At 71.8% G+C, this 15403-nt stretch carries 15 protein-coding genes; 6 read left to right on the top strand and 9 right to left on the bottom strand.

Annotated elements, in window-relative coordinates:
• Window positions 1–18 precede the first annotated feature (18 nt).
• Entirely contained in the window at window positions 19–1521 is a 1503-nt protein-coding gene (locus ETAA1_RS03245; RefSeq protein WP_145234265.1) for a glycosyltransferase family 39 protein, read from the top strand.
• Window positions 1522–1568: 47 nt separating this feature from the next.
• Window positions 1569–2963: a transposase gene (locus tag ETAA1_RS03240; protein WP_145233609.1), complete on the top strand. Its 1395-nt coding sequence runs from the start codon at window positions 1569–1571 to the stop codon at window positions 2961–2963.
• A gap of 224 nt (window positions 2964–3187) precedes the next feature.
• Here ETAA1_RS03240 and ETAA1_RS03235 read toward each other — a convergent pair whose 3' ends face one another.
• From ETAA1_RS03235 to ETAA1_RS03215, 5 genes are all read right to left on the bottom strand, one after another.
• Entirely contained in the window at window positions 3188–4693 is a 1506-nt protein-coding gene (locus ETAA1_RS03235; protein WP_145234264.1) for a polyamine aminopropyltransferase, read from the bottom strand.
• Between the two features lie 133 nt (window positions 4694–4826).
• Window positions 4827–5312, bottom strand: coding sequence for a Fur family transcriptional regulator (locus ETAA1_RS03230; RefSeq protein WP_145234262.1), 486 nt, complete (start codon window positions 5310–5312; stop codon window positions 4827–4829).
• Between the two features lie 112 nt (window positions 5313–5424).
• Complete coding sequence (locus tag ETAA1_RS31425; protein ID WP_202920629.1) at window positions 5425–5568, bottom strand: flagellar biosynthesis anti-sigma factor FlgM; 144 nt, start codon at window positions 5566–5568, stop codon at window positions 5425–5427.
• A gap of 623 nt (window positions 5569–6191) precedes the next feature.
• Complete coding sequence (locus tag ETAA1_RS33730; RefSeq protein WP_145234258.1) at window positions 6192–6377, bottom strand: endonuclease V; 186 nt, start codon at window positions 6375–6377, stop codon at window positions 6192–6194.
• Between the two features lie 55 nt (window positions 6378–6432).
• Window positions 6433–6873 (bottom strand): Dabb family protein, encoded by a 441-nt coding sequence (locus tag ETAA1_RS03215; protein WP_202920628.1) that lies wholly within the window; start codon window positions 6871–6873, stop codon window positions 6433–6435.
• A gap of 86 nt (window positions 6874–6959) precedes the next feature.
• On the opposite strand from ETAA1_RS03215, the gene ETAA1_RS03210 reads away from it, so the two are divergent.
• From ETAA1_RS03210 to ETAA1_RS03195, 4 genes are read left to right on the top strand one after another with little or no spacing between them, the layout of a single operon-like run.
• Window positions 6960–8006 carry an ATP-binding protein gene (locus ETAA1_RS03210; protein ID WP_145234256.1) on the top strand — a complete coding sequence of 349 codons (1047 nt, stop codon included), beginning with the start codon at window positions 6960–6962 and terminating at the stop codon, window positions 8004–8006.
• An 18-nt stretch (window positions 8007–8024) separates the two neighbouring features.
• On the top strand, window positions 8025–8252 hold the full coding sequence (locus ETAA1_RS03205; protein ID WP_145234254.1) for a hypothetical protein: 228 nt from the start codon (window positions 8025–8027) through the stop codon (window positions 8250–8252).
• Window positions 8198–8503, top strand: a complete 306-nt coding sequence (locus tag ETAA1_RS03200) for a type II toxin-antitoxin system RelE/ParE family toxin (protein WP_145234253.1) — start codon at window positions 8198–8200, stop codon at window positions 8501–8503. Before ETAA1_RS03205 ends, ETAA1_RS03200 begins: the two co-directional genes overlap by 55 nt.
• The gene (locus ETAA1_RS03195; RefSeq protein ID WP_145234251.1) at window positions 8500–10257 is read left to right on the top strand and encodes a prenyltransferase/squalene oxidase repeat-containing protein; all 1758 of its coding nucleotides are present in this window, start codon (window positions 8500–8502) and stop codon (window positions 10255–10257) included. Before ETAA1_RS03200 ends, ETAA1_RS03195 begins: the two co-directional genes overlap by 4 nt.
• Window positions 10258–10322: 65 nt before the next feature.
• Here ETAA1_RS03195 and ETAA1_RS03190 read toward each other — a convergent pair whose 3' ends face one another.
• The 4 genes from ETAA1_RS03190 to ETAA1_RS03175 all read right to left on the bottom strand — a co-directional run bounded on the left by ETAA1_RS03190 (window position 10323) and on the right by ETAA1_RS03175 (window position 15344).
• On the bottom strand, window positions 10323–10688 hold the full coding sequence (locus ETAA1_RS03190; RefSeq protein ID WP_145234249.1) for a hypothetical protein: 366 nt from the start codon (window positions 10686–10688) through the stop codon (window positions 10323–10325).
• Window positions 10685–11260: an RNA polymerase sigma factor gene (locus tag ETAA1_RS03185; RefSeq protein ID WP_145234247.1), complete on the bottom strand. Its 576-nt coding sequence runs from the start codon at window positions 11258–11260 to the stop codon at window positions 10685–10687. Before ETAA1_RS03185 ends, ETAA1_RS03190 begins: the two co-directional genes overlap by 4 nt.
• 130 nt (window positions 11261–11390) lie before the next feature.
• Window positions 11391–11879, bottom strand: coding sequence for a hypothetical protein (locus ETAA1_RS03180; RefSeq protein ID WP_145234245.1), 489 nt, complete (start codon window positions 11877–11879; stop codon window positions 11391–11393).
• 36 nt (window positions 11880–11915) lie between these two features.
• Window positions 11916–15344: an efflux RND transporter permease subunit gene (locus ETAA1_RS03175; RefSeq protein ID WP_145234243.1), complete on the bottom strand. Its 3429-nt coding sequence runs from the start codon at window positions 15342–15344 to the stop codon at window positions 11916–11918.
• Between the last annotated feature and the right edge of the window lie 59 nt (window positions 15345–15403).

The following is a 15403-nucleotide window of genomic DNA, read 5'->3' as shown; positions in this document are numbered from 1 at the left end:
CACCCGGAGCCGCCGCACATGCGACCCACCGAGGCCGTACCCGCCCCGTCGTCCGTCCACAACCGCCTCGACCCCGTCCGCGCCCCGGTCGTCGTCACCGTTCCCGCACCCGTCCGCCGCACGAACTGGACCGGCCCCGCCGCGGTCGCGGCCGTGCTCCTCGTCGGCGTGGGCTTGCGCGCCGCGGCCCTCGGCGGCGGCCGCGACCTGTGGATCGACGAGTCGATGCTGGCGCTCAACCTCGTCGAGCGCGACGCCGCCGGGCTGCTGAAGCCGCTCGACTGGAACCAGGGCGCCCCCGTCGGCTTCCTGCTGGCGATGAAGGCCGTCATCGCGCAACTCGGCGCGAGCGAGTGGGCGCTGCGGCTGTTGCCGTTCGTCGCGTCGCTGCTCGGGCTGGCGGGGCTGGCGTGGGTGGCGCCGCGGCTCCTGCCGCGGCCGGCGGCGCTGCTGGCGGTCGCGCTGCTGGCGCTGTCGCCGGTGATGGTCAGCTACTCGGCCGAGTGCAAGCAGTACGCCACCGACGCGGCGCTGACCGTCGGCCTGTTCGCCGCCGCCGCCGGCCTGCTGACCGGGCACGGCGGCGCGCGCCGGTGGGCCGTGCTGGCGGCGTCCGGCGCCGCCGCCGTGTGGTGCTCGCACCCGGCCGCGTTCGTCCTCGGCGGCATCGGCGTCGCGCTGATGGCCGACGCCGCGGTGAAGCGCGACCGGCGTCGCTTCCTCGCCGCGGCGGTCACGTCCGCGGTGTGGCTCGTCAGCTTCGCGGCGTGCTACGTGCTGTTCACCCGGCACCTGCGCGGGAACGACTACCTGATGGGCTACTGGGCCGGCCACTTCCTGCCGCTGCCGCCGCGGAACGCGGGCGACCTGGCGTGGCTGGCCGAGCACTACTTCGGCCCGTTCTCGATGCCCGGCGGGCTGGCGGGAAGTGAGGTCCGCGCCGGCGGGCTGGCGGCGGTGTTCTTCGCCGTCGGCCTGTGGAACCTGGCGCGCGACCGCTGGCCGGTGGCCGTGGCGGTGGCGCTGCCGGGCCTGTTGGCGCTGCTGGCGTCCGGGCTGCACGCCTACCCGTTCGCCGGCCGGCTGCTGCTGTTCCTGGTGCCGTTGATGGTTCTGGGCGTGGGGTACGGTGCCCACGCGGTCGCGGCGGCGCTGCGACCGAAACAGGCGTTCGCGGCGGCGGCGCTGCTCGGCGTACTGGTCGCGGCCCCGGCGCTGGAGGCGTACCAGGGGACGAAGCGGCCGATGCGCGAGGAGCAGTTGCGACCCGTGCTCGACGCCGTGCGGGCGGAACTGCGGCCGGGCGACAAGGTGTACGTCTACTACGGCGCGGTGCCGGCGTTCCTCCACTACACCCGCGACAACCCGTTCCCCGCCGAGGCCGTGACTCTCGGCACCGAGGCCCGGGCGAACCGCCTGGAGTACCGCACGCAGTTGGCGGAGCTGAAGGGGGCCGCGCGGGTGTGGCTGGTGTTCAGCCACCGGCACCAGGCCATTCACGGTGACGCATCCCGGTCGTAAGCCGTCCGCTGGCAGGGACTTGGCCAAGCCAGGGAGAGGGCGCGCCCATGCTGTTCGGTGGGGTCTTCGAGCGGTTCCTAGAGGAGAGCCCGCTCAGCGTGATGTCCCGGGCGACCATCGAGCACGCCCTCTCGGCCTCGGCCCTCGACGCGCTGTTCGACCGGACCGCCGAGCGCGGGTACACCCGGGAGTTGCTGTTCTCCACGACGGTCGATCTGATGACCCTGGTGGTCGGCGGCAAGGCCCTCCACGTCCAGGCCGCCTACCGGCACCTGCGGGACCGCGTCCCGGTCACCCTCAAGTGCGTCTACGACAAGCTCCGGAACATCGAGACGGGCGTGTCCGCGGGGCTGGTCGCGCACGTGTCGGGCCGGTGCGAGGGGCTGATCACCGCGCTGGGCGGGGGGTGCAAGAGCCTGCTGCCGGGCTACCGGGTGCGGGTCCTCGACGGCAACCACCTGGCCGCCACCCAGCGGCGGCTGGGCGTCACCCGGGGGCACACCGCCGGCCCCTTGCCCGGGCAGAGTTTGGTCGTGCTCGACCCGGCCCTGATGCTGGTCACCGACATCGTCCCGTGCGAGGACGCCCACACCCAGGAGCGGGCGCTGATCGACCAGATTGTGCCGCTGGTGCGGGAGCGGGACGTGTGGGTCGCGGACCGCAACTTCTGCACGGCGGAGTTCCTGTGTGAGGTGGCCGCCCGGCGGGCCTACGTCGTCATCCGACGCCACGGGAACCTGAGCGTCGAGGCCGAAGCCGGGTACGGGGCCGAGGTCGCGACGGACCGGGGCTGGGTGGGCGAGCGGCGGGTCTGGGTCTGCTGGGGTGGGGCGCGGTTGGTGCGCCTGCGGCAGGTGCGGGTGCGGCTGCGGGCGCCGACCGCGGACGGGGACGCGGAGGTGGAGATCCTGACCAACCTGCCGGCGAAGGTGCCGGCCAAGAAGGTGGCCGAGATCTACCTCAAGCGGTGGAAGATCGAGGGGGCCTTCCACGAGTTGACAGTCGCCTTGAACTGTGAGGTGAACACCCTGGGGTACCCCAGGGCCGCGCTGTTCGGGTTCTGCGTGGCGGTGGCCGCGTACAACGTGCTGGCCGTACTGAAGGCGGCCCTGCGGGCGGTGCATGGTGAGAAGAAGGTGCAGGAGGAGGTGTCGGGGTATTACCTGGCGCTGGAGTGGGCGATGGTGTACGCGGGGATGATGATCGCCCTGCCCGCGTCGGAATGGGAGGCGTTCGGTCCGATGCCCAGCCCGGAGTTGGCCGGCCACCTCCGCGAGTGGGCGGGCAAGGTCGACCTTGGGAGGATCAAGAAAGCGCCGCCCCGGAAGCCGACGAGGACGGCGACCCGACGGATCAAGGACAAGAGCCCACATGTTTCCACGGCCCGGTTGCTCGACGAGGGGAAGAAGACCCGTCAGGCGAAAGTCAGCCGGAATCCGTGAGTCTCACACCGTGAATGGCCTGGCCACCGGCACCAGAACGAGGAGTCGGTGGTGACGGCCTACGCCGAGGGGCTGGGCCGCGGCGGGCGGGTGGCCGAGGCGCCGGGCGCGGCGGCGTACCGCTACAACTTCGCCGCGGGGCCGTGACGCGAGTGGTTACGTTGCCGCTCGCGGCTTGGCGCTAGGCAGCGCGAAGCCGCGAGCGGCGAAGCCCCGAGCCGCGGTCACTTCTCGTACGTCCGCCAGTCGGTCTCGTGGTAGCGCACGAGCACCTGGTTGTCGAGCCGGTTCACCTCCACAGGCAGCGGCCCCAGGTCCGGCGGCAGCTCGAACAGCCCCGGCAGCACCGCCGGCGTCAGGAAGCGCAGCCCGCCGGGCGCCGTCGTCGGCACCGCGAAGGGCTCGCGGCGGCACAGCGCGAAGCCCCACACCCCGAACGACGGCACCGCCGCGTGGTACGGCCGCACCGCGTACCCCGCGGCTTCGAGCGTCCGCACCACGCACCAGTACGAGGTCCGTGCGAACAGCGGCGACGTACACTGCACCGACACCGCCGCCCCCGGCGCCAGCCGGGCCGTCAGCTTGCGGTAGAACAGCGTCGTGTACAGCTTCCCCACCGAGTAGTTCGACGGGTCCGGGAAGTCCACCACCGCCGCGTCGTAGGGCTCGTCGCGCTCGTCCACCCACAGGAAGGCGTCGCGGTTCACCACCGTCACCCGCGGGTCGGCGAAGGCGTTGCCGTTCAGCCGCGCCAGCGGCGGGTACGCGTCGGACAGGCCCGTCATCGCGGGGTCGAGATCGACCAGTGTCACCGCGGTGACACTCGGCCAGCGCAGCACCTCGCGGAGCGCCAGCCCGTCGCCGCCGCCGAGGATGAGGACGCGCCGCGGGGCGCCGTGGAGCGCCAGCGGCGGGTGGACGAGCGCCTCGTGATAGCGGTACTCGTCGGCGGACGCGAACTGGAGGTGGCCGTTCAGGTACAGGTTGAACCCGGCCCGGCCGTTGGTCACGACGATGCGCTGGTACGGGCTCGTCTTCGCGTACACCACCTCGTCCGTGTACAGCTGCGCCTCGGCGAACGTGGAGAGGGCGTCGGCCTTCACCAGCGCGATGGTGAGGAGCGCGATGACGAGAACGCCGCGGGCGCGGAGGCCGAACACGCCGCGCGGCAGCAGCGGCAGCAGCAGCCACGTCGCCCACAGGCCGACGACGGCGTTCAGGATGCCGAACACCAGCGACGTGCGGACCAACCCGAGCTTCGGCACCAGCAGGATGGGGAACAGCACCGACGCGAACAGCGCCCCGAGGTAGTCGAACGCCAGCACCCGCGCCACCAGCTCCTTGAACTCGAGTTCGTCCTTCACGATCCGCATCAGCAGCGGCAGTTCGAGGCCGACCAGCACGCCGATGAGGAACACGGTGCCGTACAGGAACAGCTGAAAGGCGCCGATCTGCCCGTAGGCGACGAACAGCAGCGGCCCGCTGGCCCCGCCGATCAGCGCGACGCCGAGCTCGACCTCGACGAAGACGCGGGCGGTGTTGTCGCCGACGAACCCGCTGAGCCAGGCGCCGACGCCCAGCGCCGACAGGTAGATGCCGATGACGAGTGAGAACTGCGTGACGGAGTCGCCGAGGAGGTAGCTGGCGAGGGTGCCGGCGAGGAGCTCGTAGACGAGCCCGCAGGTGGCGACCACCAGCACGTTCAGGAACAGGACCGGGGTGCGGTTCATCCGCTTTGCAATTGGTAATTTGTCAGTTGCAATTTGGTCGGCACCCGCCGGGTTCGCCTGACCCGTTCACCATTCACGTTATCAGGTCGGGAAGCCACCCAAATTACAACTGACAAATTACCAATTACACCCGTCACATCACCAGCCGCCGCCGCGCCGCGCGGGCCTGGTCGCAGGCGGCGCAGGTGCCGCGGATCACCAGGCTGTGCGCCGTCGCCCGGAACTGGTTCGCGGCCGCGGCCTCCTTCAGCACCTCGTCCAGCCGCGGGTGCGCGAACTCGATCATCGTGCCGCACGCCTCGCACACGAAGTGGTCGTGCGCCGGGTAGCCGTAGTCGTGGTCGAACACGGTGCGGTTGCCGACCTCGATCCGCTTCAGCAGGCCCGCGTCCACGAACAGGGTGAGGGTGCGGTACACGGTCGCCCGGCTGACCTCGCTGCCGGCGGCCTTCAGGTCGTCGAGGAGTTCGTTGGCGTCGAAGTGCTTGTGCCGCGCGAAGATGTGGTCGAGCAGCTCGCGGTGCTGGGTGGTGAACCGCTTCGGCTCCGGCCGGCTGGCGAGGTACTCGCGGAACCGCGCCTCCGGGCTCTGCGACACCGACACCGACTGCAGCGACACGGCTCGGCCTCCGGGACCGCGGGGCAACCCGGGGCATTATAACCGCCGCGGCCGAATGACGAATGACGAATGACGAATGACGAAAGCCTCGTCATTCGTCATTCGTCATTCGTCATTTCGCCGAAGCGCGGCGCATCAGCGCCTCTTCGGCGACGAGCCAGCGCTCGTCGGTGTCGTAGGTGCCGGCGGCGATCTCGGCCCGGACGCGGGCTACGAGGTCGTGGCGGATGCCGTCGGCGGGCAACGTCGCGGTCATGGTGGTCGTCCGGCGGGCGAACCGGGGGGCGGGCGACGGGGTGGCCGGTCCCTCAACCGGTGCCACCCGCCACCGCCGCCAGTTACACTGGGGTGCGTCTCGCATGGGTCTCTCGTCTGGGGCCGCGGCCCGGTTGCGGGGGTCGCGGCCGTCGTTCGGCGTGTCGGGCAGGGGCCGTTCTCCCCCGGTCCGGCACGGGCGGCTTACCTCAGCGGCTCCGCCGCCCGGGATACGGTTCACCCGTTCAGTGACCCGCGGCCCATTCTACGCCCCTCTCATCGTCGGAGTCGCCACGAACTCGACACCGATTTCCGCCACCCGTGTGACGTTCCTTTTCGCGGACGCGTCCGACGGGCGAGTCGCCCCGAAGGCGCGCGGCGGGCGAATCGCGCGGTCGCCGGAACCCGTTTTCCGCCCCGGGGTTCACACGATCCGCTCAAGCCCGCGCGGCTTGAAGGAAACCGTGTGCCGAATCCCGCTTCGCACTTCCCCGACGCGCCACCGGGCACCCTTGCGCCGGACGCGACACCCGGTTTCGGCACGCGGGTTCGGCTTCCCGTGCGCCCGCCGACTCCGCCGGACCGGCAAGCTTTCCCCGGTTCGCCTCAAGCCCGGCGCTTCACCTACCGGCACCACCCGCACCTCGTCGACGAGGTGCTGAGCAGGCCCGTGCCGTCCACCTTAATCATGTGTGGCAATGTCCGTAATTGGGAGAACGCTTCCAAGAACGCCGAGATTTCGCGGACCGACGGCAGGCTCGGCACAGGCGGGAAGGTCACTCCCGCCGGCGCCGTCGCCGGTCGCCACAACTCCGTCGCTTGCGGCTTCGCGCCGGGCGACGCGAAGCCGCAAGCGGCGACCGAATCACTTCCCGTCCTTTTTCGCGCCCTTCTTGCCGCCCTTGGCCGACTTCAGCGCCGAGTCGAACACCCGCACCGCGGCCCAGTCGGCCTTGTTCTCCTCGATGAACTTCACGTGGTCGGGGTGGTCCTGGTAGCGGTCGTGGGCGGCCTTGTCGGCGAACACCAGGTGCAGCGCCACGTCCCAGTCCGTCACGTTCACGTCCCGCTTGAACTCCGCCGCGATCGGGCCGGCCGAGTAGAACACCACGCCGTCGTGCGCCGCCAGGTACTTGTCGCAGGCGTCCACCAACTTCTGCCGCCCGGCCGCCGACCCGTCCTTCAGCTTGAAGTACACCATGTGGCCGATCAGCGGGCCGCCCTTCGCCTTGGCCGGCGGGTCCTGCGCCCCGGCGGTGGCGACGACGGCGGCGACCAGGGCGGCGGCGGCGAGCGGACGGAGCATCGGGAACCCTCTGGGGATTGCGGGGCGACGGCGTCCGTTATACTAGTGGGGAGCCCACCCCCCCTCCGGCCGCCGGAGCCGTCCGCATGACCCGTCTGACCGTCGTCGTCTCCCAGGCACCCGGGAAGCACCCGGCCAAGCGCGCGCTCGAGGAGAGTGTCGTCGCCGCGCTCTTGATGGAACCCGGGCTCGAAGTGTCGGTCGTGCCGAACCTGTACGACCTCGGCCCGGACCACACCGGCCGGCTGTTCCTCGGCGCCGTCCGCGGCGACCTCGTCGTGCTGAGCTGGCTGTACCCCCGCGCCGCGTTCTGGCTCCTCGACCGCGACGGCATCCAGGGCCACTTCGGCGAGACGCAGCTGAAGCCGCCCGCGGACGACGACGAGGACGACACCCCCGCCGAGCCCGCGGCCGAGAAGCCGGCGGCGATCGGCGCCGCGGGGACGCTCCCGGACCGGCACATCTACACCCTCGACCTGCGCGACGCCAACCGGGCCGAGCCGTTCGTGGCGGAGGTGCGCCGCATCGCCGCCGAGTGCCGCGACCGCCGCGACGCGAAGACCCGGGAGAAGGCCGCCAACAGCCCCGCGATCCTGCAACTGGGGCTGGCGGTGTCGAACCCGGCGCCCGAGGTGCCGCCCGCGTTCGCCGCATTCACCCCCGAGGCGCTGCTGGCGCCGGCGAACCGCCGCTGGTACCCGGTGATCGACTACAGCCGCTGCACGAACTGCCTGGAGTGCCTGGATTTCTGCCTGTTCGGCGTGTACGGGGTGGACAGCCTGGAACGGATCGTGACGGAGAACCAGGACCAGTGCAAGAAGGGCTGCCCGGCGTGCAGCCGGGTGTGCCCGCAGCAGGCGATCATCTTCCCCGAGTACAAGTCGGCGGCGATCGCGGGGGCCGAGACGGGCGCCGTCGGCGGGCTGAAGATCGACCTGAGCCGGCTGTTCGGCGGCGACGCCGGCGACGCGGTGAACACGGCCGTGGCCGAGCGCGACCGCGAGCTGCTGAACGACGGTCGGAGCGCGGTGGGGGCGGCGGTGGGGCTGGCGAAGCGCCAGGCCGACCGCCCCGCGGCCCCGAAGGACGACCTGGACAAGCTCGTAGATGACCTGGACGCTCTCGGGTTATAGTGGGGTGAGGAGGACCGCATGAGCACCGCGAAGGCCGCCGCCCTGGCGCTGATCCAGAAGCTTCCCGACGACGCGACGTGGGAGAAGATCGCCTATCTCGTCGGCCTCCGGCTCCGGCTCGCACAGGCGGCTGCCGATTCGGCCGCCGGCCGGGTGTACACGAACGATCAGGTGATGAAGGAGTTGGACGAATGGCTCGAGTCACCTGGACCGACCGGGCCAACTCCGACCTCCGCCGGGTCGTAACCCGCCTCCGCCGGGTAGCCTCGCCCGCTACCGCCCGGAAGTGGGCCGCCCGCATCCGTGCGGCCGTCGGCCGAATCGAATCCACCCCCGAGCTCGGCGCCCCCGTCGAGGATGGCGGGAATGACGGGCTGCGGGAGTGGATCGTCGGGCCGTTCCGGGTCATCTACGTGTTCGACGGAACGACCTCCGAGATCCAGGTGATCGTACGGGCGGAGCGCAACCTCGGCCCAGCGCTCGACGACGACGCATGACCGACCCCGCCCGCCTCCGCGCCGCCTACGCCGCCGCCCGCGACGCCCTCCTCGCTGAGCGCGTCCCCGCCGGGCACTGGGTCGGCGAGCTGTCCACGTCCGCCCTCTCGACTGCCACCGCGGTGATGGCGCTGCACCTCGCCGACGCGCCCGCCCACCGCGCCCTCGTCGCCGGCGGCGTCCGCTGGCTCGCCGACCACCAGAACCCCGACGGCGGCTGGGGCGACACCACCAAGTCGTTCTCGAACATCTCCACGACGATGCTCTGCCGCGCCGCCCTGGCGCTGGTCGCGGCCGACCTCCCCGACACCCTCCGCCGCGTCGAGGCGTACCTGACGGCGCACGCCGGCACCACCCCGGCGGAGCGCGCCGAGGCGATCCGCCGGCGGTACGGGACGGACCGCACGTTCTCGGTGCCGATCCTGATGGCGTGCGCGCTGGCGGGGCTGGTGCCGTGGGCGGAGGTGCCGCGGCTGCCGTTCGAGCTGGCGTGCCTGCCGCAGAGCTGGTACCGGTTCGCCCGGCTGCCGGTGGTCAGCTACGCGCTGCCGGCGCTGGTCGCCATCGGCCAGTGCGTCCACGCCAACCGCCGGTCGTGGAACCCGCTGCGGAACGTGGTTCGTTGGCTGGCGCGCGGCCGCAGCCTCGCGGTGCTGCGCCGCATCCAGCCGTCGAGCGGCGGCTACCTCGAAGCGACGCCACTGACGAGCTTCGTGGTGATGGCGCTGATGGGCACGGCGAGCGGCCGGCGTCAGCCGGCTGTTTCTTCCGTCGTCACGGAGGGCGTCCGCTTCCTGGTATCCTCCGTTCGCCCTGACGGCAGCTGGCCGATCGACACCAACCTGGCGACGTGGGTGACGACGCTGAGCGTGAACGCCCTGGCCGCGGCCGACGACCTGGACGCGCTCGACTCGCGCGACGCGATTTACAATTGGCTGCTGAATCAGCAGTACACGGAGCGTCACCCGTACACCGGCGCCGACCCCGGCGGCTGGGCCTGGACCGATCTCCCGGGCGGCGTCCCTGACTGCGACGACACCCCGGGCGCGGTGCTTGCAGTGAAACACCTTACGGGTCAGGTGACCGCTGAGATGCGCTCCGGGGTCCGCTGGATGCTCGGTGTGTGGAACTCTGACTGGGGGTTTCCGACGTTCTGCCGGGGCTGGGGAAAGCTCCCGTTCGACCGCAGCGGGTCCGACCTCACCGCACACGCCATCCGGGCCATCGCCGCGATCCGGCCCCCATCCCCGCCGTACGAGAAGCGGGAGTGTATGGCGCTGGCGTGCGGGGTTCATTATCTGTCCGACCACCAGGGGACGGACGGCAGCTGGCTGCCGCTGTGGTTCGGCAACCAGCACGCGCCGGACGACATCAACCCCGTCTACGGCACCGCCCGCGTCCTCGCCGCATACCGCGACCTCGGCCGCGCCGACGCCCCCGAGTGTCAACGCGGTGTCACTTACCTGCGGAGCGTTCAGAACGCCGACGGCGGCTGGGGCGGCGCGGCCGGGTGTCCGTCGAGCGTCGAGGAGACGGCGGTGGCGGTCGAGGTGCTGGTCGATCTGGAGCCGGACGCGGAAGCCGTCGGGCGCGGGCTGGCGTGGCTGGTGGACGCCGTGGAGACGGGCCGGTTCCGCGAGGCGAGCCCGATCGGGTTCTACTTCGCCAAGCTGTGGTACTTCGAGAAGCTGTACCCGCTCATCTTCACCGTCGCGGCGCTGGGCCTTGCGGCGCGACGGCTTTCAAGCCGTTAGGCCGGGGCGCAAGCCCCGTCGGGATCAGACCCCGACGGGGCTTGCGCCCCGGCCTAACAACACGCTCACGGCATCGGCAGCGCGCCCTGCGGGAAGCCGTTCATCGGGTCCGTGGTCGCGGCGGCCTTCGCCTTCGCCTTGTCCGTCGCCGCCGGGTGGCGGGCGGTCGCGTTCTGCAGCACGTCCGCCGGAGCGCCCGGCTTCGCGCCGCCGGCCGGGCCGCCGCCGCCGCCGCCCGACAGTAGCCAACACCCGGCGGCCAGCAAAGCCACCGACGCGGCCAGCGTCAGTCGCGCCCGGCGGCCGGGGTCGCGGCGCGTCGGTACCGTCGCCAGCGCCGGGGCGGCCGGCCACGGCTTCGGCATCTCGCTGCGGAAGAAGTCGGACAGCGCCGCGTCGAGGCCGTCCGTCGGGGGTGGGGTTCGCGTCATGTGTGCGTCCCGCTCGCGGGGGTGTAGCCGTCCAGGGGGCCGAGCTTGTCGGCGAGCCGCTGCCGCGCCCGGCTCAGGCGCATGTGAACCGCCGTCACCGCCACGCCCAGCAACTCGGCGATCTTCGTCGCGTCGTAGTCGAGGGCGTAGCGGAGCGTCAGGATGTCGCGGTCGGCCGGGGGCAAGCCTTCAAGCTCGGCGCGAATCCTCGCGAACAGTTCCTCACGCTCCAGCGCCTCGGCGGGGGTAGGCTGCGCCGACCGCACGCCGTTGAGGAGTTCCGGCGGCTGGGTGCCGTTGCGGCGGAACGCGCTCTTGGCGTGGTCCTCGGCCAGGTTGCGCGCCACGCGCAGCAGCCAGGCCCGCGGGTTCTCGATCGTCTCGCCGGCCTCCCACTGCTTCCACAGCCGGAGGAACGCCTCCTGGGTCACGTCGAGGGCCAGGTCGGGGTCGGTCCAGCGGGCGTAGGCGATGGCCCAGACCTCACGGCCGAGCCGCGCGTGCAGCGCCTCGAACTCCGCCCGCCGGGCGGCGCCCGGGTCCGGGGCACGGCTCGCTCGTCCGGTCGGCATCACCACGGCCTGCCGGGGGCGCGGCGGGGGTCGCCGGGAAGACGACCCGGCGGCGGAATCGTAACAGGGGGGCGCATGAAGATCATGTTACGCCGCTCGCGGCGGTGCACCGCCGCGAGCGGCGGAAACCCTACTTCTTCTTGTCGTGGTCGTGCGGCTCCTCCTTGAAGTCCTCGTTGTACTGCTTGCCGTCGAGCGTCACCGTCAGGGTGCCGGCGAACTCCTGCTCCTTGCCGAAGTTGTCGTGGACGGCCACGAACCGCGACGCCTTCCCGGCCGGGTCGCCGGCCTCGGGGCTGGCCTTCGCGTCCACCTGGAACGCCGGGCTCTTCACGCTGATCGTCAGCGCCGCCGCCGCGATCGGCTCGGCCTTCTTCGCCTTCTTGCCGTCCAGGATGTACACCGTCGCCGACTTCGCCTTGTGGTCCACGGTGAACTCGGCGTGGACGCCCGCGATGTCGATGATGGTGCCGCCGTGCGGCCCCTCGCCGTGCTCGTGGGGGTCGTCGTCGCCGCCCTTCTTCTCGGGCGCCGCCTTCGACGGCGCCGCCGGCTGCCCGCAGCCGACCACCAGGGCGCAGCCGAGCAGCGCGACCGCCAGGGGTTTCCAGTTGAACATCGTTGCCTCCGTTGGGGTTGCACCGCCGCGCGGCGGTCACTTCAGTCGCCCGGCGTCCTTGCCGGTGAACGTCCAGAACAGCCCGGGGTGGATCAGGAACTCGCAGAACGTCGAGGTCACCAGCCCGCCCAGGATCACCGTCGAAACGGGGTACAGGATCTCCAGCCCCGGCTTCTTCCCGCCCACCACCAGCGGCACCAGCGCGATGCCGGCCGTGAGCGCCGTCATCAGCACCGGCGCCAGCCGCTCCAGGCTGCCGCGCACCACCGTCTCCGGGGCGAACGGCATGCCCTCGTGGGTCATCAGGTGCACGTAGTGCGTCACCAGCAGGACGCCGTTTCGCACCGCGATGCCGCCGAGCGACACAAACCCGACCAGGCTCGCCACCGTCAGCGTCTGGTTCGTGACGACCAGGGCCAGCACGCCGCCGATGAAGGCGGTCGGCACCGCGTTCAGGATTTGCAGGCACACCCGCCACGACGGGTACAGCGACAGCAGCACCACGAACACGCCGGCGACCGACAGCACGGCCAGCAGCGCGATGCGGCGCGTGGCCGACTTCTGTGCCTCGAACTGGCCGCCGAGTTCGAGGAAGTACCCCTCCGGCAGCGGCACCCGCGCCCGGACGCGCCGCTCGGCCTCGGCCGCGATGCCGGCCAGGTCGCCGCCGGTCGTGTTGCAGCGGACCACGGCACGGCGGCGCACGTTCTCGCGGTTGATCTGGTTCGGCCCGCCCGCCGCGGCCGGCAGGTCGGCCACGTCCTTCAGCCGCACCTGGCCCTTGCCGTCCGGCAGGTCGATCCGCAACTCGCCGAGCCGGGGGTAGTCCGTGCGGTACGCGGCGTCCAGCTTCACCACCAGGTCGAACCGCCGCGCCCCCTCGAACACCTGGGACACCACCTCGCCGCGCATCGCCGCCTCGACGTACTCGGCGACGTACTCGCGGCTCAGGCCGTACCGCGAGAGGTCGTCGGGCCGGAGCACGACGTGTAGCTCGTCCACGGTCTCCTGCGGGTCGATCACCGGCGGCGTCAGGCCGGGCAGCTCGGCCAGCACCGCCTTCACCTGGAGGGCGAGCGCCTGGAGCTGGTCCAGGTCGTCGCCGTGAATCTTGACCGCGAGCTGGGCGTTGACGCCGGACAGCATGTGCGAGATGAGGTGCGACAGCGGCTGGTCGGCCTCGAACTCGACGCCCGGCACCTCGTCGCGGAGTTCCTTCAGCACGCGGGCCAGGAACTCGTCGCGGCCGGCCTGTGCCGCCGGGTTCATCGACAGGATGTACTCGCTGCGGCTGACCGGCTCGGCGTGCTCGTCGAGCTCGGCGCGGCCGGTGCGGCGCACGAAGTGGCGCACCGGGCCGTCCGGGTTCGTCGGCGTCTGCCGTAGCGAGGTCAGCTTCGCGTCGATCATCCGGGCCGCGTCGTTGGACGCCTTCAGCGACGACCCGGCGGGGAGGACGACGTTGATCTGCACCGAGCCCTCGTCGAACTTCGGCAGGAAGTCGGCGCCGATCGTGGTCAGCCGCCAGCCGCAGTACCCGACGGCGACCCACGTGAGCAGCAGCAGCAGGCGCGCGTGCCGCAGGCTGAAGCGGACCACGTACCCGGCGCCCCACTTGAGCAGGCGCAGGAGAAGCCCGTCGCGGTGGCCGCCGCCGGCGCCGACGTTCTTCAACAGGTAGTAACTCAGGACCGGCGTGACGGTGAGCGAGACGAGCAGCGACGCGAGGATCGACACGATGTAGGCGACGCCGAGCGGCACGAACAGCCGGCCCTCCACGCCGCTGAGCGCGAACAGCGGCAGGAACGCCAGCACCACCACGGCCGTGCCGTAGACGACGGCCCCGCGCACCTCGCGGCTGGCGTCGTAGACCACGTCGAAGACGGGGCGGCGGAATGACGACTGACGACTGACGAACGACGAATCCGCGGAATCGACGGCCCCCGGTAGCGGGAGCGCCGCGTTCTCCCGCAGCCGGCGGAAGATGTTCTCCACGTCCACGATGGCGTCGTCCACCAGCTCGCCCATCGCCACCGCGATGCCGCCCAGCGTCATCACGTTCACCGACAGCTCGGTGCCGGTGAGGGCGCCGACGAGGCGGAACACCAGCGTCGTCACCACCAGCGACAGCGGGATGGCGGTGAGGGTGATGAACGTGGTGCGGACGTTCAGCAGGAACAGGAACAGCACGATTACGACGAGGCCGGCCCCGAGCGCCAGCGCCTCGCCGACGTAGTACACGCCGCGGTCGATGAAGTCCTTCATGCGGAACAGGTCGGTCGTCGCCACGTAGTCGGCGGTCAGCGACGCCTCGACCTCGCCCACGGCCGCGGTCACGCGGTCGGTCACGTCGCGGGTGTCGGAGTGGGGCTGGCGCACGACGGTCACCACGACCGCGTCGCGGCCGTCCACGCCGCCGTCGCCGCGCTTCGGGGCCGCGCCCTCGGCGACCGTCGCCACCTGTCCGAGCCGGACGGGGCGGTCGCCGCCCTTCACGGGGATCAGCCGCAGGTCGGCGAGCACCTTCGCGGGCTCGGGGCCGAGCCGCCCCAGCACGCGGACGGGCCGCTCGGTCTGGCCCTCCTCGGTGACACCGCCGCTGGCGTTGAGGTTGTTGGCCTTGATGGCCCGGTCCACGTCCGGCACGGCGACGCCGTACTCGAGGAGCTTCTCGGGGTTCATCAGCACCTGGTACTGCTTCCGGTCGCCGCCGAGGACGATCACCTCGGCGACGCCGCGCTCCTTCAGCAGCCGCGGCCGCACGACCCAGTCGGCCGTGGTGCGCAGGTCCATCCGCAACTGCTCGGGGGTGCGGAAGGCGACGGCGGCCTCGCCGAACGACGAATGGCGAATGACGAACGACGCGTCCCCGGCCCGCGTGACGGTCGCCTTCGGCAGTTGCGCCCACGTCCGCGGGTCGTGGCGGTCCACGACCTTCCACACGGTCACGGCGTCGTCCTTGCCGCGCTCGGCGAGCAGGCCGGTCTTCCCGACCGGGGCGAGTTCGCCGCCGCGGGGGCCGGGCTGCCGCGACAGGCCGACGTGGATGATCTGCCCCATGATCGAGGTCGGCGGCGTCATCAGCGGGCGGACGCCGGGCGGCAGAGCGCCGGCGAGCGCCGTCAGCCGTTCCTGCACCACCTGCCGGGCCACCCGCACCTCCGTCTCCCAGCCGAACTCGACGGTGGTGACGACCAGCCCCTGACTCGCCTGGCTGCGCACCGCCTCGACGCCGGGGGCGCCGAGGATGGCCGTCTCGACCGGCTGCCCCACGAGCGCCTCGACCTCCTCCGGCGACAGGCCGGGGCACTCGGTCAGGAGCACGACGCGCGGCCGGTCCAGGTCGGGGAAGATGTCGATGCGCAGCCCGGCGGCGAGGGCGCCGCCGGCGGCCAGGACGGCGGCCGCGGCGAGGAGCACGAGGCCGCGGCGGCTCAGCGATGTTCGGATGATCGCGTCGAACACAGTGTTCTCCCGCCGCTCGCGGCGTAGTGCCGCGGCGCTACGCCGCGAGCGGCGAAACC

Source organism: Urbifossiella limnaea, assembly GCF_007747215.1.
In the GTDB taxonomy this organism is placed as follows: domain Bacteria; phylum Planctomycetota; class Planctomycetia; order Gemmatales; family Gemmataceae; genus Urbifossiella; species Urbifossiella limnaea.
This window is presented reverse-complemented; position numbering and strand designations above follow the sequence as displayed.